Source organism: Vibrio sp. KUL70 (genome assembly GCF_059725515.1).
Genome location: NZ_AP045834.1, coordinates 2879514 through 2900812, shown reverse-complemented (window position 1 = coordinate 2900812; position 21299 = coordinate 2879514). Strand labels below are relative to the sequence as shown.

The following is a 21299-nucleotide window of genomic DNA, read 5'->3' as shown; positions in this document are numbered from 1 at the left end:
GTTAAACCAAATGGCTTTAAATCTTCAAGACAAAAAAGCAATTGTTGCTGAAGTCAACGAAGCAGCTAATGGTGCACTTTCTGCAGTTGTAGCTGATTCTCGTGGCGTTGAAGTTGGCGCAATGACTTCTCTACGTAAACAAGCTCGCGAAGCGGGTGTTTACATGAAAGTTGTTCGTAACACACTAGCACGTCGTGCGGTTCAGGGTACAGACTACGAGTGTCTAACTGACACTTTCACTGGTCCAACTCTGATCGCGTTCTCTAACGAGCACCCAGGTGCTGCAGCGCGTCTTTTCAAAGACTTCGCTAAAGAGAACAAAGATTTCGAGATCAAAGCTGCTGCATTTGAAGGCACAGTTACTGATGCTGAAGTACTAGCGACACTACCAACTTACGACGAAGCAATTGCACGCCTAATGATGTGCATGAAAGAAGCTTCTGCAGGCAAGCTGGTTCGTACTATCGCTGCACTACGTGACCAAAAAGAAGAAGCTGCGGCATAAGCCTTGCTTTTCACTGGTTGCTAATTAAACTTATTGTTGACTTAAAAGAGAATTGTTATGTCTATTACTAACGAGCAAATCCTAGACGCAGTTGCAGAAATGTCTGTAATGCAAGTTGTTGAGCTTATCGAAGCTATGGAAGAGAAATTCGGCGTATCTGCTGCAGCTGCTGTTGTAGCTGGCGGCGCTGCTGGTGGCGAAGCTGCTGCTGAGCAAACTGAATTCGACGTTATCCTAACTTCTGCTGGTTCTAACAAAGTACAAGTTATCAAAGCTGTACGTGGCGCAACTGGCCTAGGTCTTAAAGAAGCTAAAGGTCTTGTAGACTCAGCTCCAGCACCTCTAAAAGAAGGCGTTGACAAAGCTGAAGCTGAAGCTCTTAAAGCACAGCTAGAAGAAGCAGGCGCTTCTGTTGAAGTTAAGTAATTATTACTTAATTTCTTAGCCTAACGGCTATTGGCTGGTGGTTAAATAACCACCGGCCTTTTTGCGCTGTAGGGCTATGACGAATTTTCCCGCTGTTTAAACGTCATAACCTGAGCAAAAAAACGATTACCTTTCCAAGATAGTCGTTCACTACAGTAAACAGCTGTTAGTCACTACCCCCTCCGAGGAGTGTTTTGGGTAGTTTGGGTCACTTATCAGCGAGCTGAGGAACCCCATGGTTTACTCTTATACCGAGAAAAAGCGCATCCGTAAGGACTTTGGTACTCGTCCACAAGTTTTGGACATTCCATACCTGTTATCGATCCAGCTTGATTCTTTCGACAAATTCATCGAACAGGATCCTGAAGGTCAATACGGTCTTGAGGCTGCTTTTCGTTCTGTATTTCCAATTCAGAGCTACAACGGCAATTCTGAGCTGCAATACGTTAGCTACCGTCTTGGTGAGCCAGTTTTTGACGTTAAAGAATGTCAAATCCGCGGTGTAACTTACTCAAAGCCACTACGCGTTAAACTACGTCTAGTTATCTTTGATAAAGATGCGCCAGCAGGTACTGTAAAAGACATTAAAGAACAAGAAGTCTACATGGGCGAAATTCCGCTTATGACAGACAATGGTACTTTCGTAATCAATGGTACCGAGAGGGTTATCGTATCCCAGCTGCACCGAAGCCCAGGCGTGTTCTTCGACAGTGATAAGGGTAAAACCCACTCATCAGGTAAAGTTCTTTATAACGCACGTGTAATTCCTTACCGTGGCTCATGGTTAGACTTTGAGTTCGATCCTAAGGATAACTTATTCGTACGTATCGACCGTCGTCGTAAGCTACCAGCTTCAATCATCCTTCGTGCACTAGGTAAGTCGACAGAAGAGATCCTGGATCTATTCTTCGAGAAAGTGAACTTCGAAGTGAAAGACCAAACTCTACTTATGGAGCTTGTTCCTGATCGTCTACGTGGTGAAACTGCGTCATTCGACATCGAAGCAAACGGCAAAGTTTACGTTGAGACTGGTCGTCGTGTTACTGCTCGTCACATCCGTCAACTTGAGAAAGATGGCGTTGAACACATCGAAGTACCAGTAGAGTACATCGTTGGTAAAGTTGCATCGAAAGATTACATCAACGAAGCAACTGGCGAGATCATTGTTGGTGCAAACCAAGAGATCAGCCTAGAGGCACTTGCTAACCTATCTCAAGCAGGTCACAAAGCTCTAGAAGTACTGTTCACGAATGACCTAGACCACGGTCCATTCATGTCAGACACTCTACGTGCAGACAGCACGGTAGATCGCATCTCTGCGCTTGTAGAAATCTACCGCATGATGCGCCCTGGCGAGCCACCAACAAAAGAAGCTGCAGAAGCTCTATTCGAAAGCCTATTCTTCTCTGAAGAGCGCTACGACCTATCAACAGTAGGCCGTATGAAGTTCAACAGCTCTATCGAGCGTGAAGAAGAAGAAGAGCGCGGTACGCTAGACGAATCAGACATCATCGAAGTGATGAAGAAGCTGATCGCTATCCGTAACGGTAAAGGTGAAGTTGATGATATCGACCACCTAGGTAACCGTCGTATCCGTTCAGTAGGTGAAATGGCAGAGAACCAATTCCGTGTTGGTCTAGTTCGTGTAGAACGTGCTGTTAAAGAGCGCCTAAGCCTTGGTGATCTTGATGCGATCATGCCTCAAGACCTAATCAACGCTAAGCCTATTTCTGCTGCTGTTAAAGAATTCTTTGGCTCTTCACAGCTTTCACAGTTCATGGACCAAAACAACCCATTGTCAGAAGTAACGCACAAGCGTCGTATTTCTGCTTTAGGTCCAGGTGGTCTTACTCGTGAGCGCGCAGGCTTCGAAGTACGTGACGTTCACGTAACTCACTACGGTCGTCTATGTCCGATCGAAACGCCTGAAGGTCCAAACATCGGTCTAATTAACTCGCTATCTGCATTTGCGCGTTGTAACGACTACGGTTTCCTAGAAACTCCGTACCGTCGCGTAGTAGATGGTGTTGTAACAGACGAAGTAGATTACCTATCTGCAATCCAGGAAGGTCAATTTGTAATCGCACAGGCGAACACCGTTCTTACTGAAGAAGGTACGTTCGCAGATGAGCTAATCACTGCTCGTCAGAAAGGTGAATCTGGTCTTCACCCACGTGACCACGTTGACTACATGGACGTTGCGACAAACCAAGTAGTATCTATCGCTGCATCGCTTATCCCGTTCCTAGAACACGATGATGCGAACCGTGCATTGATGGGTGCGAACATGCAACGTCAAGCAGTTCCAACTCTAAAAGCTGATAAGCCTCTAGTTGGTACAGGTATCGAACGTAACATCGCAGTAGACTCTGGTGTAACAGCCGTAGCTAAACGTGGTGGTATGATTCAGTCTGTAGACGCTTCTCGTATCGTAGTTAAGGTTAACGAAGATGAGCTAGTACCTGGCGAAGCTGGTATCGACATCTACAACCTAACTAAGTACACGCGTTCTAACCAAAACACATGTATTAACCAACGTCCTACCGTACTACCTGGCGAGCCAGTAGCACGCGGTGACGTACTGGCTGACGGTCCTTCAACAGACCTTGGTGAGCTAGCACTTGGTCAAAACATGCGTATCGCATTCATGCCTTGGAACGGCTACAACTTCGAAGACTCGATCTTAGTATCTGAGCGCGTAGTTCAAGAAGACCGTTTCACGACTATCCACATCCAAGAACTATCTTGTGTGGCTCGTGATACTAAGCTGGGCTCTGAAGAGATCACAGCGGATATTCCAAACGTAGGTGAGTCTGCTCTGTCTAAACTAGACGAGTCAGGTATTGTTTACATTGGTGCTGAAGTTAAGGGTGGCGACATCCTAGTTGGTAAAGTAACACCTAAAGGTGAAACTCAACTGACTCCTGAAGAGAAGCTACTACGTGCAATCTTCGGTGAGAAAGCATCTGATGTTAAAGATACTTCTCTACGTGTACCAAACTCTGTTTCAGGTACGATCATCGATGTACAAGTCTTTACTCGCGATGGCGTAGAGAAAGACAAGCGTGCACTTGAAATCGAACAGATGCAGCTTAAAGAAGCGAAGAAAGACCTAACTGAAGAGTTCCAAATTCTTGAGGGTGGCCTTCTTAACCGTGTTAAAGCTGTTCTTCTGTCTGGTGGTTACTCTGAAGCTAAGCTTGATGCAATCGGCCGTAAGAAGTGGCTAGAGCAAACACTAGAAGACGACGCGCTACAATCACAGCTTGAGCAGCTTGCTGAGCAGTGGGATGAGCTAAAAGCTGACTTCGATAAGAAGTTTGAAACTAAGCGTCGTAAGATCACTCAAGGTGATGATCTAGCGCCTGGCGTACTGAAGATTGTTAAGGTTTACCTAGCAGTTAAACGTCGCATCCAGCCTGGTGACAAGATGGCGGGTCGTCACGGTAACAAAGGTGTAATCTCTAAGATTAACCCTGTTGAAGACATGCCATACGATGAGAAAGGCCAACCTGTCGACATCGTACTAAACCCACTGGGTGTACCATCGCGTATGAACATCGGTCAGATCCTAGAAGTACACTTAGGTCTGGCTGCGAAAGGTATCGGTGACAAGATCAACCAAATGGTTAAGGAACAACAAGAACTGCATAAGTTCCGTGAGTTCCTACAGAAGGTTTACGATCTTGGTGATACTCGTCAGAAAGTTGACATTGCTGAACTGTCTGATGATCAAGTTCGTACTCTGATCAAGAACCTACGTGGCGGTCTACCGATTGCTACTCCTGTGTTCGATGGTGCTTCTGAAACGTTAATCAAAGAACTACTTAAACTGGGTGACCTACCAGAATCTGGTCAGCTAACTCTGTTTGATGGTCGTACTGGTGATGCGTTTGAGCGTCCTGTAACTGTTGGTTACATGTACATGCTGAAACTAAACCACCTTGTTGATGACAAGATGCACGCTCGTTCAACTGGTTCTTACAGCCTAGTAACTCAGCAACCACTTGGTGGTAAAGCTCAGTTCGGTGGTCAGCGTTTCGGTGAGATGGAAGTATGGGCACTAGAAGCATACGGTGCTGCTTACACGCTTCAAGAAATGCTAACAGTTAAGTCGGATGACGTTAACGGCCGTACTAAGATGTATAAGAACATCGTAGATGGCAACCATAGCATGGAACCTGGCATGCCAGAATCGTTCAACGTACTGTTGAAAGAGATCCGCTCGCTAGGTATTAACATCGAGCTAGAAGACGAAGAGTAATCCCCACGGGATTATTGGTAGAAGGTGCTCACTTTTGCGGGTGAGCTCCTTTTAACTCCTTACAGGAGCTGATTGTGAAAGACTTATTAAACTTTCTAAAAGCGCAGCATAAGACCGAAGAATTTGATGCAATCAAAATCGGTCTATCTTCACCAGACATGATCCGTTCATGGTCTTTCGGTGAAGTTAAAAAACCTGAGACGATCAACTATCGTACGTTCAAACCTGAGCGCGATGGTCTGTTCTGTGCGCGTATCTTTGGTCCAGTTAAAGACTACGAATGTCTTTGTGGCAAATACAAGCGTCTGAAACACCGTGGTGTTATCTGTGAGAAGTGTGGCGTAGAAGTTACACAAACTAAAGTTCGTCGTGACCGTATGGGCCACATCGAGCTTGCTTCACCAGTTGCTCACATCTGGTTCCTAAAATCGCTACCGTCTCGTATCGGTCTACTAATGGATATCCCTCTACGTGATATCGAACGTGTTCTTTACTTCGAAATGTACGTAGTAACTGAACCAGGTATGACTGATCTAGAAAAATCTCAGATGCTTACTGAAGAAGAGTATCTGGATCGTCTAGAAGAGTGGGGTGATGAATTCACTGCTAAGATGGGTGCAGAAGCGATCAAAGATCTGCTTGCAACAATGGACCTTCATCAAGAAGTGGAAGAAATGCGCGAAGAGTTGGAAACAACTAACTCTGAAACTAAGCGTAAGAAGATCACTAAGCGCCTGAAGCTAGTTGAAGCCTTCATTGCATCGGGTAACGATCCACAATGGATGATTCTGACTGTACTTCCGGTTCTTCCGCCAGATCTACGTCCTCTAGTACCTCTAGATGGCGGTCGTTTTGCGACTTCAGATCTGAACGACCTTTACCGTCGTGTGATCAACCGTAACAACCGTTTGAAGCGTCTTCTAGAGCTAGCTGCTCCGGACATCATCGTACGTAACGAAAAGCGTATGCTGCAAGAGTCTGTTGATGCACTTCTAGATAACGGTCGCCGCGGTCGTGCGATCACAGGTTCGAACAAGCGTCCTCTGAAATCTCTTGCTGATATGATCAAGGGTAAACAAGGTCGTTTCCGTCAGAACCTTCTAGGTAAACGTGTAGACTACTCTGGCCGTTCTGTAATCACAGTAGGTCCATACCTTCGTCTACATCAGTGTGGTCTTCCTAAGAAGATGGCACTTGAGCTATTTAAGCCGTTCATCTATAGCAAGCTAGAGACTCGTGGCATGGCTACGACAATCAAAGCTGCTAAGAAGATGGTAGAGCGCGAAGAAGCTATCGTTTGGGATATCCTAGACGAAGTAATCCGCGAACACCCAGTACTGCTTAACCGTGCACCTACACTTCACCGTCTAGGTATCCAAGCGTTTGAACCAGTACTAATCGAAGGTAAAGCGATCCAGCTTCACCCACTAGTGTGTGCGGCATATAACGCCGACTTCGATGGTGACCAAATGGCGGTACACGTGCCTCTAACTCTAGAAGCACAGCTTGAAGCACGTACACTGATGATGTCGACAAACAACATTCTGTCGCCAGCGTCAGGTGATCCGATCATCGTACCTTCTCAGGACGTTGTATTGGGTCTTTACTACATGACTCGTGACAAGATCAACGTGAAAGGCGAAGGTATGTACCTTGCAGGCCCTGCAGAGGCTGAGAAGGCATACCGTACTAAGACTGCTGAGCTACACGCTCGCGTTAAAGTTCGTATCACTGAGACTGTTAAAGACGAAGATGGTAACAGCACAACTGAAACGAAGATGGTTGATACAACTGTCGGCCGTGCAATGCTATGGCAAATCGTTCCAGCGGGCCTACCGTTCAGCCTAGTTAACCAAAAGCTTGGTAAGAAACAGATTTCTAACCTGCTTAACGAGGCTTACCGTAAGCTTGGCCTAAAAGACACTGTCGTCTTTGCTGACCAAATCATGTACGCAGGTTTTGCATACGCAGCACTTTCTGGTGTTTCTGTAGGTATCAACGACATGGTTGTTCCTCAAGCGAAATACGATGAGATCGAATCTGCTGAAGAAGAAGTTCGTGAAATCCAAGAGCAATTCCAATCTGGTCTTGTTACTGCGGGTGAGCGTTACAACAAAGTTATCGATATCTGGGCGTCTACGAACGACCGCGTTGCGAAAGCGATGATGGATAACCTATCTTCTGAAACTGTTATCAACCGTGACGGTGAAGAAGAGCAGCAAGAATCGTTCAACAGCATCTACATGATGGCCGACTCGGGCGCTCGTGGTTCTGCAGCTCAGATTCGTCAGCTAGCAGGTATGCGTGGTCTGATGGCACGTCCAGATGGCTCAATCATCGAGACACCGATCACTGCGAACTTTAAAGAAGGTCTAAACGTACTTCAGTACTTTATCTCAACGCACGGTGCTCGTAAGGGTCTTGCGGATACGGCACTGAAAACAGCGAACTCGGGTTACCTAACTCGTCGTCTAGTAGACGTTGCTCAAGACGTTGTAGTACACGAACATGACTGTGGCACGCACGAAGGTATCGACATGATGCCTCACATCGAAGGTGGTGACGTAAAAGTTGCACTTTCTGAGCTTGCTCTAGGTCGTGTAGTAGCTGAAGACGTTCTTAAGCCTGGTTCTGAAGATGTTCTAATTCCACGTAATACTCTGATTGATGAGAAGTGGTGTCAGATCATGGAAGACAACTCTGTAGACAGCATCAAAGTACGTTCAGTTGTAACGTGTGACGCTGACTTCGGTTGTTGTGCACAGTGTTACGGTCGTGACCTAGCACGTGGTCACCTAGTGAACCAAGGTGAAGCAGTGGGTGTTATCGCTGCACAATCTATCGGTGAACCGGGTACACAGCTAACGATGCGTACGTTCCACATCGGTGGTGCGGCATCTACTGCAGCAGCAGAGAACAGCATCCAAGCTAAGACTACAGGTACTGTTAAGCTACACAACGCTAAATTCGTTATCAACAAAGACAAGAAGCTTGTAATCACTTCTCGTGCATCTGAACTAACCATCGTTGATGAGTTCGGTCGTACGAAAGAGAAGCACAAACTTCCTTACGGTTCTACGCTGACTAAAGGTCACGAAGATTCAGTAGATGCGGGTGAAGTTGTAGCTAACTGGGAAGCGCATACTATGCCAATCATCACTGAAGTGGCAGGTCGCATCCAGTTCGTAGACATGATCGATGGCGTAACAGTTTCTCGTCAGACAGATGACCTAACAGGTCTATCTTCTTCTGAAGTAACTGATGCAGCAGCGCGTCCAGCAGCAGGTAAAGATATGCGTCCAGCTATCAAACTTGTTGATGCAGCAGGCAACGACGTAATGATCCCTGGTACTGATATGCCAGCTCACTACTTCCTACCTGGTAAAGCGATTGTAAACATCGAAGATGGCGCAGAAGTTGGCATTGGTGACACGCTTGCACGTATCCCTCAGAAATCTGGCGGTAACAAAGATATCACCGGTGGTCTACCACGCGTAGCAGACCTATTCGAAGCTCGTAAGCCTAAAGAGCCTGCGATCCTTGCTGAGCACACAGGTACTGTGTCTTTCGGTAAAGAAACGAAAGGTAAGCGTCGTCTAGTTATCACTCGCGAGGGTGGCGAAACTTACGAAGAGATGATTCCTAAGCATCGTCAACTGAACGTGTTTGAAGGTGAGAAGATTGAACGTGGTGATGTAATCGCTGACGGTCCAGAAACTCCACATGACATCCTACGTCTACGTGGTATTCACGCTGTGACTCAGTACATTGCGAACGAAGTTCAAGAAGTTTACCGTCTACAAGGCGTAAAGATTAACGATAAACACATCGAGACTATCGTTCGTCAAATGCTACGTAAGTGTACAATCACGCACGCAGGTGACTCTGAGTTCCTACCTGGCGAGCAAGTTGAATACTCACAAGTTAAGATTGCTAACCGTGCTCTAGAAGCGGAAGGTAAAGAACTAGTACGCTTCGAGCGCGAACTACTAGGTATTACTAAAGCATCTCTAGCAACTGAGTCGTTCATCTCTGCGGCATCGTTCCAGGAGACAACTCGCGTACTAACAGAAGCTGCGGTTTCTGGTAAGCGTGATGACCTACGTGGTCTGAAAGAGAACGTAATTGTTGGTCGTCTGATCCCAGCTGGTACTGGTTTCGCATACCACCAAGAGCGTCAAGCTAAGCGCGAAGAAGAGCAAGAAGGTCCTTCAGCTGAACAAGCTACTGACAACCTAGCTGCACTTCTAAATGCAGGCTTCTCTTCTGACGAGTAATCGTTAAGAGCTTAAAAGAAAAGGCACCTTCGGGTGCCTTTTTTGTTTTTGGGTGAAAGAGAAAGCGTCATTTAACGAATGGGTGAGTCGGGAATCACCGTTTAAAGAGAACTCGAATTATGAGTTTTTACTATTGGGAATGCTGTTCTAAAAACGCAAAAGGGCTGACGCCATTAACGCCAACCCTCATGATTTAATCTTCTTTTTCGTTTCTTGCTTATGCGCCTGGCGGAATCGCTAGACTGTCGGCAATAAGCTGGATCAGATGGTCTTCCACTTCAAAACGCACTTCGAGTAGTTCTCCAACCTTCGACATGTCTGCCTCGAAGTCCGGTAATTCATCATCCGCACTTACTTTTACGTATTTATCGTTGAACTCTAGCAGCGGCTCAGTGGTGAGGACGATCTTCGCGTAAGTAGTGTCGATTTCGTTATTGGTCTTAAAGCCAGTTGCTTGCCATTTTTCCATGACCATATCGTAGATCTTAAAATGACCTTCAGAGATATAATCAACAACATGATCGCAAAATGAGCTGATTTCTTTAGGAGAAGGGAGTTCAACAACGTTTGATTGCCCGTTTGCTGGCTGAAGAGTACCTAGCTTGCAATACTCGACGATTAGAGACTGTCGAGTTTCGAGCCAATGATCGATGACCTCATTCGAGCCACCCCATTGTTCTTGTACTTGTTTAAATTTATTTAGCATGACCATGTCCTCATGATCTGATCACAACCTTGTGATCATGATAAGTGCTTAAGTAGGGGTCCATTTGTTATACGCTACTAAAAGTAATAGCCTGAATTAATATCGGCTACAACTCTAGTATGAAATTAGATTGCCAGTAAAATGAACGAACTGCAAGCAATGAGGCATAGGGATGTTAAAAAAAGGTGACGGTAAGATGACGGACAAAGCATATTGGTGTGTCGTCTCGGGGAGTGATATTTGGACCACAGAAGGTCGTTTGCCGTTTGGCACTGCTGTGGATTTCGAACTGAATGCCGAACACGCGATATGCATTGGTCAGTATCAAAATCACAATGTTTACTGGCTCAATGATTCAGACAGCGATCTTCAATTTGAGATGCAAAGCCTGCGCGAATTGCTGCATTGGCCTGAGGCTCTATTTTTGTTCGCTAGCAAAGCGATTCAGTACGGTCACATGAGCCAAAGCATGCGTTTTTGCCCACAATGTGGCGGACGCAATCACCTCAACCATAACCAAGTCGCAATGCAATGTGGTGATTGTCGCACGTTGCACTATCCAAGAATCTTTCCATGCATCATTGTCGCTGTAAGGCACGACAATAAGATTTTGCTTGCTCAGCACCCACGACACAAAACCGGGATGTATACGGTGATAGCGGGCTTCCTAGAAGTCGGAGAGACTCTCGAACAGTGTGTTGCTCGTGAAGTGAAAGAAGAAACAGGAATCGATGTGACTAACATCCGATACTTCGGCAGCCAACCTTGGGCTTTTCCTTCGAGTATGATGATGGGTTTTCTTGCCGACTACGCTGGTGGTGTATTGAAGCCAGACTACAGTGAATTGTCTGATGCTCAATGGTTTACGAAAGATTCTATGCCAGACGTCGCGCCGAAAGGGACTATTGCAAGAGCGCTGATTGAGCAGACGATTGAAGATATCGTTGCGGATTAACTCTGTCTGAAAAGGATGGGTTGGCCTACAGGAGTATTTGGTCTTTGGGTGGTCAAATACCTAAAAAAAACCCTCCACAAGTGGAGGGGGTAAGTAAGATGTCGTTATGAGATGCTGAGTTGTAGGAACTCAGTGTTATAATTGTAATTTTCGCTAGCGAACAAATTTTTAACATGTGCCTATGATTGGGTGCAAATTAAGCATTGATTTAAAAGTTAATAACTTGATCTAGGTTGCAAAGCACACAGCTTTTACCTTGCAATCAGTGTTAGAATACACGCCAACAACTAGACAAGATTGAATTGGAATTTACGGAATGACCGAATTAAAAAATGATCGCTATCTACGCGCACTCTTAAAACAGCCTGTTGATTACACGCCAGTATGGATGATGCGCCAGGCAGGTCGTTATCTTCCAGAGTACAAGGCAACTCGTGCTGAAGCGGGTGATTTTATGTCGCTTTGTAAGAACGCTGAACTAGCATCTGAAGTAACGCTTCAACCTCTACGTCGCTTCCCTCTTGATGCAGCAATCTTGTTCTCAGATATTTTGACGATTCCTGATGCTATGGGTCTTGAACTGCGCTTTGCTGCGGGCGAGGGTCCGGTTTTCGATAAGCCAATCACCTGCAAAGCAGACGTAGAGAAAATTGGCCTGCCAGATCCAGAAGGTGAATTGCAGTACGTAATGAACGCAGTACGCCAGATCCGCAAAGACCTAAACGGTGACGTTCCACTGATCGGTTTCTCTGGTAGCCCATGGACGCTGGCGACTTACATGGTTGAAGGTGGCAGCTCGAAAGCATTCACTAAGATCAAGAAGATGATGTACGCAGAACCTCAAACTCTGCACCTGCTTCTAGACAAGCTAGCAGACAGCGTTATCGAGTATCTAAACGCGCAAATCAAAGCGGGTGCTCAATCAGTGATGGTATTTGATACTTGGGGTGGCGTATTGACTCCTCGTGATTACAACCTGTTCTCACTGCAATACATGCATAAGATTGTTGATGGTCTTATCCGTGAAAATGATGGTCGTCGCGTTCCAGTGACGCTATTCACTAAGAACGGTGGTATGTGGCTAGAGCAGATCGCAGCGACGGGCTGTGACGCAGTTGGTCTAGACTGGACAATCAACATTCAAGATGCGGTTAAACGCGTGGGTGACAAGGTTGCACTGCAAGGTAACATGGATCCTTCTATGCTTTATGCTTCTCCAGAGCGTATCCGTGAAGAAGTCTCTACGATTCTTGAAGGTTTCGGTGATGCGGGTACTGGCCACGTATTTAACCTTGGTCACGGTATTCACCTAGACGTGCCGCCAGAAAATGCAGGCGTGTTCGTAGAAGCGGTACACGAGCTGTCTAAGCCTTACCATAAGTAACGCTTAAAATTAGATTTTTTCCAAAGCCCCTCACTGTTGTAGTGAGGGGCTTTTTCGTTGTGCGCCGAGCATGGTGTCAACCTAGGAGGTGAAAGTCCTCTACGCGCCTTGTCGAGCAGGAAGCGTTAGCCTATGCAAGGGTGTCCATCGTGAGGTGGAATCTGAAGGAAGCAAATGGCAAAACATAGCTTTGACGAACAGAAATCTGATAGTAGGCATAATCAACTTGGGTAACCTAGCAACAGATAGAATAGCCCAAAGTCTCGAACAGAAGTGTGATTATGTAAATCAGGCAGAGCTATGGGAAAGGGTGACATCTTACCTCGGGAGGTCTTATCAATTGTCCGCGAGACTAGGCTAGCAGTGATGCTAGACGAAGATTGATAAGAAGTCAGCAGAGGGCATAGTACCTACAATGTGGGGAAGGCCTGAACCAAGGTTTTAAGGCTACAGTTAACAGATTCTCAGTGTGTATGGAGTCTCAGTCAAAAGTAGAACCCCTACAACTCCGCTAATAATGATGGTGAAGTCGGAAACGGATCTGTTGCTAGCGAAGAGAGACAAGCCACATTGGCGTTAAAGTTAAATAGTGGACTTAAGCTAACGTAAGTTAGTCTACCTTGGAACCGCCGTATGCGATACACGCTTGTACGGTGGTGTGAGAGGACGGAGGCCGTGAGGCCTCCTCCTACTCGATTCTACGTGTTTCCACAGGTGTCTCGATAATTTTCGACTATGATCTACATAACGGGGAAATTCGAAGGAGTTGAGTATGTTGAGAGTGGGTTTTGCTTGGTTATTGAGTGCGCTACTGATTTCTGGTTGTGCTTCGGACGTGGCGACCGACTACGACTCCTCGGTCGATTTTAGTGGTTTTTCAACCTATCAGTATCATGAGGATCCCAATACGCCCGTCACCTTAGATGGCGCTCGAATTAAGAAAGCGGTCGACAAAGAGATGGCTTTAAGAGGGATGCGCTTGTCTGAGTCAGATGGTCAGTTGACGGTCCATTATGAGATTTTGGAAGCCTCTGAATTGCTAGCGGATGGACCGACATTTAGTTTTGGTTTTGGCACGGGTAGCATCAATAGTCGTTATGGCGCTGGTGTGAGTACGCCAACTCGAGTCAAAGAGAAGAAATACGGCAAGCTCAGTGTCAACTTGATTGATACACAAACTAACGACGTGGTGTGGCGCTCCGTCTCTCAAAGACAGCTAACTGAAACCATGGACTCTGAAGAGCGAAACGAATTCGTTCAAGACCAGGTGCAGCAGATGTTCGAAGAGTACCCAATTGCTGCGCCACAAGCGAAGTAAACCGCTAGTACCCTTTGTCGAAGTCAATCTGGTGTTTGAGTTGGAAGCCATCACGCCAAGACAGGTAGTTGTTAGCGAATATCTCGACGACCTGACACGGCTCACTAAGCGCTGCAATATGAGGGGTGATAGTGATTTGTGGTAGTCCCCAGAAAGGATGCTCTTTTGCGAGAGGTTCGTTTTCAAACACATCCAAGAAAGCGTGTTCCACCCAACGGTTTTTGAGTGCCAACAAAAGGCCTGCTTCATCGAGTGTACTGCCACGGCCTACATTAAATAGCAGTGCACCTTGGCAATGACTGAGCAGTTCACCATCGAGCAACCTATTGGTTTGCGCTGTTGAGGGTAGGGTATTGACGATGATATCCGCTTGCTTGAGCGCGACGTGCGCTTCGTTAATATGGTAAGTGCTGTCAAACGATGTTTGATGTGGTGGTATGCCGGTGCGGTTTACTCCAATCGCTTTAAGACCGAAGGCTTGTGCAACTTTGGCAAGGTGGCTACCAATCGAACCGGTACCGAGGATCACCATAGTACGACCGTTGAGTGATTGATAGAGCTGTGGTTGCCACTGCTTTTGAGCTTGTTGCTGGTGGTAGTGTTGAAAATGGCGGTAGTGGCTGATGCTATAACCTAGCACATATTCAGCAATGAGTGGCCCGAAGATACCTCTGACGTTGGTGAGAGTGTAATCTTGACGAAGTTCAGAACTGATGAGTGTATTAATACCAGCGTAGGTGCTTTGCAGCCAGTCTAGCTTGGTGAACTCGTTTAGGCGTTGGGCAACCAGAGGCGGCGCAGCGAGCACAATGTCCGCTTCTGCAGCGGTTTCAGTGATTTCTAGGTCGGGTAAGGCGTGTTCAAGGAGCAGTTGTTGATAGGTCTCGTTGTGCTCGGTGAGAATATAGAGTTTATTGGTGAAATTGTTCATCGGCTTACCTTTTTTCCCTAAGGTTTATCAAGTACACTTTCGCTGTCTTTTTCTGCAACTATTGAGTGACTATGCTACAGAATCCACTTCAGGTTCGTCTTGAAAAACTAGAACCTTGGCAACAAATTACTTTCATGGCGTGTCTGTGTGAGCGTATGTACCCTAACTATGCCATGTTTTGTGAGAATACAGAATTTGCCGAAGCACGAATCTACCGTGATGTGTTAGACAGTGTCTGGGAAATCCTAACGGTAAAAACCGCGAAGGTGAACTTTGAGCGTCAACTAGAGAAAATTGAAGAGCTATTCCCGAGTGCAGAAGATTTCGACTTCTATGGTGTGTACCCTGCAATGGATGCTTGCCAAGGTCTCGCTACACTGCTGCATGGCTTATTGGACCGCGAACATCTATTTGAAGCGGTAATTAAGGTTAGCCAACAGTCTGTGAAGACGGTCGCCGATCTTGAGTTTGCTCAAGGAGCAGACGAAGTGACTAACCAAAACCAAAAAGAGAACGAAGCAGTATGTGAAGAGTGGGACGTTCAGTGGGCTATTTTCCGCCCTCTACGTGAAACCACAGAGCGCGATATTGAGCTGATTAAAGATTTACGTCATGAACTGCGTGAAGAACCTGTCAGCAATATTGGTGTTGCCATCTAGCTTGCGATCGAATAGTAAAAAGAAAGGCTCCGTTTGGAGCCTTTCTTGTCTGTGCTTGATTATGCTTTCTTGTCTGCTGAAGAGACATCAGAGTCTTGGTTAACCTCAGCTTCGGCTTCAGTTTTTTCTGCAGCCTCTGGTTCTTCTTTCTGTTCAGCTTTCTCTTCGAGCTCTTCTTCATGCTCGTCATCGCGGCTTTCGATTACGCCGTGGGTCTCTTTCCAGTTTTCCCAACGCTGAAACGCCAGTTCTTGCATGTCTGTGTTCTTGTCGGCTTCATCGATGATCTCTTCACCTAGGAGGTGCTCAAAGATGTCTTCTAGCGTTACAAGGCCTTGTACTGTGCCATATTCGTCAACCACAAGTGCGAGTTGCAGGCGGTGCGTCATCATCTGGTCAAACACTTTTGGTAGAGCTGTGTTGTTCAATACCACTTGGATAGGGCGCATGACCGAGCCAAGCTGTTTTTCACCGCTGCCTGATTGCTGAAGCTTGAACAGCTCTAGACGGTGCACGAAGCCAATAATGTTGTCACTCTGCTCGCTGTAAACCAGTGGGCGAGAGAACGGCGTATCTTTGTGTTCAGAAAGAAACTCATTAATCGTCATCTCTGCATCAACACGAAATACGACTGGACGAGGCGTCATAACTTGAGTGACAGGGACGTTTTGAATGCCCAGTAGGTTACTCAGAATTTTAGATTCACCTTCCGCAAATTCACCGCTCTCTTTTGCTAGGATCGCCATCGCAGATAGCTCGTCGCGCATTTTTGGCGCTTCGTGCCCGCGGGCTAGACGCTTAGTAATTTGTTCAGAGAACCATACGAAAGGTGTTAGGAAGAAAACCATCCAACGCAGAACCGTTGACGACGCAGGTGCAAGTTGACGCCAGTAAGTTGCACCTATGGTCTTAGGAACGATTTCTGATAGGACTAGAATGCCGAGAGTCAGTACGGCAGAGAACACGCCTAGCCACTGGCTACCAAACACAACTGCCGCTTGTGCACCCGCTGTAGCAGCACCGATAGTATGCGCGATGGTGTTGAGCGTTAGGATAGAAGCAAGTGGTCTATCAATGTCTGTTTTCAGCTTATCGAGCGACTCAGCAGCAGGGTGGCCTTGTTGCTTGAGTTGAGCGATGTAGCTTGGACTGATACTCAGTAACACAGCTTCCAAAACAGAACAGATAAAAGAAATTCCAATGGCAATGGAGACGTAGATAGTTAACAGCAGCATGTTTGCCCTTAATGATAGTTTGTACGCTTTGTCAGCGATTCAAGCTGGATTATAGAAAAAAATTGATGCTTTGGTCATCATTAATTTTAGTCTCAGCCCCCTTTAAACAAGGGCTTGGAAGGGAATTTGAGTAACAAATTGTGAGTTATTACTCATATTATGGCTAAAACTACGGCATTAGAGTCAAAGATCATCGACAAACCTTTGCCAGATGGGGCATTTATGTTTTAGAGTGAATTGAATTTAAAAATACAAAGAAGGGAAACCTAAAATGAACAAGACCCAATTAATCGACTTTATTGCTGAAAAAGCGGACCTTTCTAAAGCTCAAGCGAAAGCTGCGTTAGAAGCGACTCTTGGCGGCGTAACTGATGCTCTTAAAGATGGCGATCAAGTTCAGCTAATTGGTTTTGGTACTTTCAAAGTAAACCACCGTGCAGCTCGCACTGGTCGTAACCCAAAAACTGGTGACGAGATTCAAATCGCTGCTGCAAATGTTCCAGCATTTGTTGCAGGTAAAGCACTGAAAGATTCAGTGAAATAATCTAAACTGTACCGAGGTAGTTGTATTCCACCTCGGTACAGGTTTTATGAAAAAAACATTTCTTCTCGTTTCTCTCTTCTCTGCACTTCTCGTTGGGTGTTCCTCATCCAGTCCGACGCAAAATCTCGAACAATTTGAAACCTATACTGGCGGTCAGGTTATGGGTGATGCCACGAGTTTCTATTGGATCACCAATAAGCTTACACAGCCACACAGCTCAGCGGATTACGTTACTGTAGGCGATTATGGCTGGTACAAAACCGATTATGCTTGGTCGAACGGTATCTTGCGAGAGTTCATCCGTGAAGGTGAACAGCGCGACTCTAATGGTAAACTCGTGCCATACCGTGTCCATGTGCGTTTTAATACGTCGGGTGAGGCTGTCTATCAACAACACCGTATCAATGAAAAAATCTTACCGATTCAAGTCAAGCAGTTAGAGCGATACAAAAAAGAAGCGAGGTCTGTGTTGACTGCGACTGATAGACAAAATGGCGAAGGCCTAGAGTTGCTACAAGGCTACTGGAATGGCACCTCATTTGAGAGTTGTGACGGTGACGAATTCACTGAATTTGAATTTAATCAAACACTGCCAAACTTTGTGATTAACCGCTTAGCGACGGTAGACAGTTATGCGGCGGTGCTGGGTAATGTATCACTTGGTAAGGGTAGCGTATCGGTTGAAGAGTTACTGATGCTAGCGGAAGACAGCCACGACTGTATTGTGCGCCCTACGTTGTTGAAAGAGCAGTAGAGATATCACTGCTGAGCAGAATTTGGAGTAAATGGATCATGGTAGGCCAAATACTCTGAAGGCTGCAAATTAGGTTCAAAAATTAAAAAAGGCGCATGATGCGCCTTTTTAGTACCTGCAATCTCAACAATGATTACTTCTGCTCGCGCTCAATCGCACGGTAACCGATGTCATTGCGGTGGAACATACCATTCCAGCTAACTTGCTTAGTTAGCGCGTACGCTCGCTCCTGAGCCTCAGAAACGCTATTGCCAAGAGCAGTAGCACACAAGACACGACCGCCATTCGTCACCACTTCGCCAGCTTCGTTATTCGCTGTACCTGCATGGAAGATCTTTTGGCCTTCAACATCGCCTTCAGGTAGTGAAATTACGTCACCTTTTGCGTAGTCAGCAGGGTAGCCGCCAGCTGCAAGAACAACACCAATTGAAGCGCGTGGGTCCCACTTAGATTCTGCTTGGTCTAGCTTCTCGTCGATAGCCATTAGGCAAAGCTCAACAAGGTCTGACTCCATGCGCATCATGATAGGTTGCGTTTCTGGGTCGCCGAAACGGCAGTTGTATTCGATAACTTTCGGTGTGCCGTCTGCTGCGATCATCAGACCTGCGTATAGGAAACCTGTGTAAGGCGCGCCTTCTGCGTCCATGCCACGTACCGTTGGGTAGATAACTTCTTCCAGGATACGGTTGTGGATTTCTGGCGTAACCACAGGAGCAGGAGAGTAAGCACCCATGCCGCCAGTGTTAGGACCAGTGTCTTTGTCGCCCACACGTTTGTGGTCTTGGCTGGTGGCCATAGGCAGTACGCTAGAGCCATCTACCATCACGATAAAGCTTGCTTCTTCGCCTTCCAGGAACTCTTCAATCACTACGCGGCTGCCAGCTTCGCCAAATGCGTTGCCTGCTAGCATATCTTTGATTGCGTCTTCTGCTTCTTCAAGAGTCATCGCAACAATAACGCCTTTACCAGCCGCAAGGCCGTCAGCTTTAACTACGATTGGTGCACCTTGCTCACGAACGTAAGCGATAGCTGGCTCAATCTCAGTGAAGTTCGCGTAAGAACCGGTTGGGATATCGTGGCGAGCTAGGAAGTCTTTAGTGAATGCTTTAGAGCCTTCCAGCTGCGCTGCTGCTTGAGTTGGACCAAAGATAGGTAGACCCACTTCGCGGAACGCGTCAACCACACCAATAACCAGTGGCGCTTCTGGACCAACGATAGTCAGTTCGATTTTTTTCTCTTGAGCAAACGCCACTAAACCAGCGATGTCTTCAACACCGATGTTTACGTTCTCAAGTTTTGGCTCAAGTGCAGTACCTGCGTTACCCGGAGCAACGAAAACTGTTTCAACGTTTGGGTTTTGTGCTGCTTTCCAACCCAGTGCGTGCTCACGACCGCCGGCACCGATAATCAATACATTCATGTTTTAAACCTTCAATCAAAATTGATAGTAGTAGAACTAGAAAATGTCTGAGCAACACTAAATGATAGTGTTGCTCATCTCGGAGCGCAGCGTTCTCGTTTCCCGTAGCGAAGCGCTCTCGTATCTTTTTTTTCTAGTGGCGGAAGTGACGCATGCCCGTAAAGATCATCGCCATGCCGTGCTCATCTGCTGCAGCGATAACTTCGTCATCACGCATAGAGCCGCCTGGTTGGATAACACACTTGATGCCCGCTTCTGCAGCCGCGTCGATACCGTCACGGAATGGGAAGAATGCATCAGATGCCATTACACAACCTTCAACTTGTAGACCTTCGTCTGCCGCTTTGATGCCTGCGATTTTCGCAGAGTAAACCCGGCTCATTTGGCCAGCGCCTACACCGATAGTCATGTCGCCTTTTGAGTAAACGATCGCGTTAGATTTCACGTACTTCGCTACTTTCCAGCAGAATAGGGCATCTTTTAGCTCTTCAGCGGTTGGTTGACGCTTAGAAACCACTTTAAGGTCATCTTCAGACACCATGCCTTGGTCACGGTCTTGAACCAGTAGGCCGCCGTTAACGCGTTTCACGTCAAAGCCAGTTGTCTTAGTTGTCCACTCACCACACTCAAGTAGGCGAAGGTTTTTCTTAGCCGCGACGATTTCTACTGCTTCAGCAGAAACAGAAGGAGCAATGATAACTTCAACGAATTGACGCTCAGTAATAGCGGTTGCTGTTGCTGCGTCTAATTCGCGGTTAAATGCGATGATGCCGCCAAATGCAGACGTTGGGTCTGTTTTGAACGCACGGTCGTAAGCTTCTAGGATATCTTTACCTAGTGCTACACCACATGGGTTAGCGTGCTTAACGATCACACATGCTGGCTCGTCGAACTCTTTCACACACTCAAGTGCTGCGTCAGTGTCAGCGATGTTGTTGTAAGAAAGTGCTTTACCTTGGATTTGGCGAGCCGTAGAAACAGACGCTTCTTCAGGGTTCGCTTCAACGTAGAATGCTGCTGCTTGGTGGCTGTTCTCACCGTAGCGCATGTCTTGTTTTTTCTGGAACTGTTGGTTGAACGTGCGAGGGAATTTGCTCTCTTCGTCACCTTCTTTGTTCTCACCGTAAGATGGGACCATAGTGCCGAAGTAGTTAGCGATCATGCCGTCGTAAGAAGCTGTGTGCTCGAATGCTGCGATAGCCAGGTCGAAACGAGTTTCTAGTGTTAGAGACTTCTCGTTCGAGTCCATTTCAGCGATAACGCGGTCGTAGTCATGAGCGTTCACAACGATAGTAACGTCTTTGTGGTTTTTCGCTGCAGAGCGAACCATTGTTGGACCACCGATGTCGATGTTCTCAACGGCATCAGCAAGCGTACAACCTTCTTTAGCAACGGTTTCTGCGAATGGGTATAGGTTAACAACAACCATATCGATAGGATTGATGCCGTGAGTTTCCATCACGTCATCATCTTGACCACGACGGCCTAGAACGCCACCATGAACTTTTGGGTGTAGAGTCTTAACGCGGCCGTCCATCATTTCTGGGAAGCCAGTGTAGTCAGATACTTCTGTTACAGAGATGCCTTTTTCAGCAAGCAGGCGAGCAGTGCCACCGGTAGATAGGATATCTACACCACGGTTAGCAAGGGCTTGTGCAAATTCAACGATACCAGTTTTGTCTGATACGCTGATTAGGGCGCGGCGAATTGGACGAGCGTTATTCATGCTTCCATCTTCCTCAAATTCATGGAGTTAAAATAAAGATATTTGCCAAAAAAGAACTTGTTTCTATCTTCTACACTCTGAGTGGAGTACAACAGAGCAAGAGATAAAATATTGGCCAGTTTTGGTAAAGACCTTTGAGATTCCGCTTCTTCTTATGTTTAATACCTAAGAAAGTAACAGTCTCCAAATTTGATG

Annotated in this window: 15 protein-coding genes; 10 read left to right on the top strand and 5 right to left on the bottom strand. The window is 46.5% G+C overall.

What is annotated here, in order from left to right:
• Positions 1-10: 10 nt before the first annotated feature.
• The 4 genes from rplJ (at position 11) to rpoC (ending at position 9472) form a co-directional block, all read left to right on the top strand.
• Entirely contained in the window at positions 11-505 is a 495-nt protein-coding gene (rplJ, locus tag AC6I7V_RS13035; RefSeq protein WP_032549911.1) for a 50S ribosomal protein L10, read from the top strand.
• 57 nt (positions 506-562) lie between these two features.
• Positions 563-931: a 50S ribosomal protein L7/L12 gene (rplL, locus tag AC6I7V_RS13030; RefSeq protein WP_063524626.1), complete on the top strand. Its 369-nt coding sequence runs from the start codon at positions 563-565 to the stop codon at positions 929-931.
• A 235-nt stretch (positions 932-1166) separates the two neighbouring features.
• On the top strand, positions 1167-5195 hold the full coding sequence (gene rpoB, locus AC6I7V_RS13025; protein ID WP_255229668.1) for a DNA-directed RNA polymerase subunit beta: 4029 nt from the start codon (positions 1167-1169) through the stop codon (positions 5193-5195).
• A 74-nt stretch (positions 5196-5269) separates the two neighbouring features.
• Complete coding sequence (gene rpoC / locus AC6I7V_RS13020) at positions 5270-9472, top strand: DNA-directed RNA polymerase subunit beta' (RefSeq protein WP_032549914.1); 4203 nt, start codon at positions 5270-5272, stop codon at positions 9470-9472.
• A 217-nt stretch (positions 9473-9689) separates the two neighbouring features.
• On the opposite strand, the gene rsd is transcribed toward rpoC, so the two are convergent.
• Positions 9690-10184, bottom strand: a complete 495-nt coding sequence (gene rsd, locus AC6I7V_RS13015; RefSeq protein ID WP_255229670.1) for a sigma D regulator — start codon at positions 10182-10184, stop codon at positions 9690-9692.
• A gap of 166 nt (positions 10185-10350) precedes the next feature.
• Here rsd and nudC point away from each other — a divergent pair, with 166 nt between their 5' ends.
• The 3 genes from nudC (at position 10351) to AC6I7V_RS13000 (ending at position 13835) form a co-directional block, all read left to right on the top strand.
• Complete coding sequence (nudC, locus tag AC6I7V_RS13010) at positions 10351-11133, top strand: NAD(+) diphosphatase (protein ID WP_498011002.1); 783 nt, start codon at positions 10351-10353, stop codon at positions 11131-11133.
• 316 nt (positions 11134-11449) lie between these two features.
• Positions 11450-12517, top strand: a complete 1068-nt coding sequence (gene hemE, locus AC6I7V_RS13005) for a uroporphyrinogen decarboxylase (protein WP_032549917.1) — start codon at positions 11450-11452, stop codon at positions 12515-12517.
• A gap of 772 nt (positions 12518-13289) precedes the next feature.
• On the top strand, positions 13290-13835 hold the full coding sequence (locus AC6I7V_RS13000; protein ID WP_261882222.1) for a DUF4136 domain-containing protein: 546 nt from the start codon (positions 13290-13292) through the stop codon (positions 13833-13835).
• A 4-nt stretch (positions 13836-13839) separates the two neighbouring features.
• Here the strand turns inward: AC6I7V_RS13000 and AC6I7V_RS12995 are convergent, their stop codons facing one another.
• A complete protein-coding gene (locus AC6I7V_RS12995) occupies positions 13840-14766 on the bottom strand; it encodes a D-2-hydroxyacid dehydrogenase (RefSeq protein ID WP_261882221.1) in 927 nt (308 codons plus the stop codon).
• 71 nt (positions 14767-14837) lie between these two features.
• Here AC6I7V_RS12995 and AC6I7V_RS12990 point away from each other — a divergent pair, with 71 nt between their 5' ends.
• Complete coding sequence (locus tag AC6I7V_RS12990) at positions 14838-15425, top strand: YjaG family protein (protein ID WP_032549920.1); 588 nt, start codon at positions 14838-14840, stop codon at positions 15423-15425.
• Between the two features lie 59 nt (positions 15426-15484).
• On the opposite strand, the gene AC6I7V_RS12985 is transcribed toward AC6I7V_RS12990, so the two are convergent.
• Positions 15485-16660 carry a CNNM domain-containing protein gene (locus AC6I7V_RS12985; RefSeq protein ID WP_255229674.1) on the bottom strand — a complete coding sequence of 392 codons (1176 nt, stop codon included), beginning with the start codon at positions 16658-16660 and terminating at the stop codon, positions 15485-15487.
• A 271-nt stretch (positions 16661-16931) separates the two neighbouring features.
• Between AC6I7V_RS12985 and hupA the strand changes: the two genes are divergently transcribed.
• On the top strand, positions 16932-17204 hold the full coding sequence (gene hupA / locus AC6I7V_RS12980; protein WP_004729753.1) for a nucleoid-associated protein HU-alpha: 273 nt from the start codon (positions 16932-16934) through the stop codon (positions 17202-17204).
• Between the two features lie 46 nt (positions 17205-17250).
• On the top strand, positions 17251-17958 hold the full coding sequence (locus tag AC6I7V_RS12975) for a DUF1481 domain-containing protein (RefSeq protein WP_498011001.1): 708 nt from the start codon (positions 17251-17253) through the stop codon (positions 17956-17958).
• A gap of 133 nt (positions 17959-18091) precedes the next feature.
• On the opposite strand, the gene purD is transcribed toward AC6I7V_RS12975, so the two are convergent.
• Both purD and purH read right to left on the bottom strand, forming a co-directional pair.
• A complete protein-coding gene (gene purD, locus AC6I7V_RS12970; protein ID WP_498011000.1) occupies positions 18092-19378 on the bottom strand; it encodes a phosphoribosylamine--glycine ligase in 1287 nt (428 codons plus the stop codon).
• 133 nt (positions 19379-19511) lie between these two features.
• Positions 19512-21104, bottom strand: coding sequence for a bifunctional phosphoribosylaminoimidazolecarboxamide formyltransferase/IMP cyclohydrolase (gene purH, locus AC6I7V_RS12965; RefSeq protein WP_498010999.1), 1593 nt, complete (start codon positions 21102-21104; stop codon positions 19512-19514).
• Positions 21105-21299 lie beyond the last annotated feature (195 nt).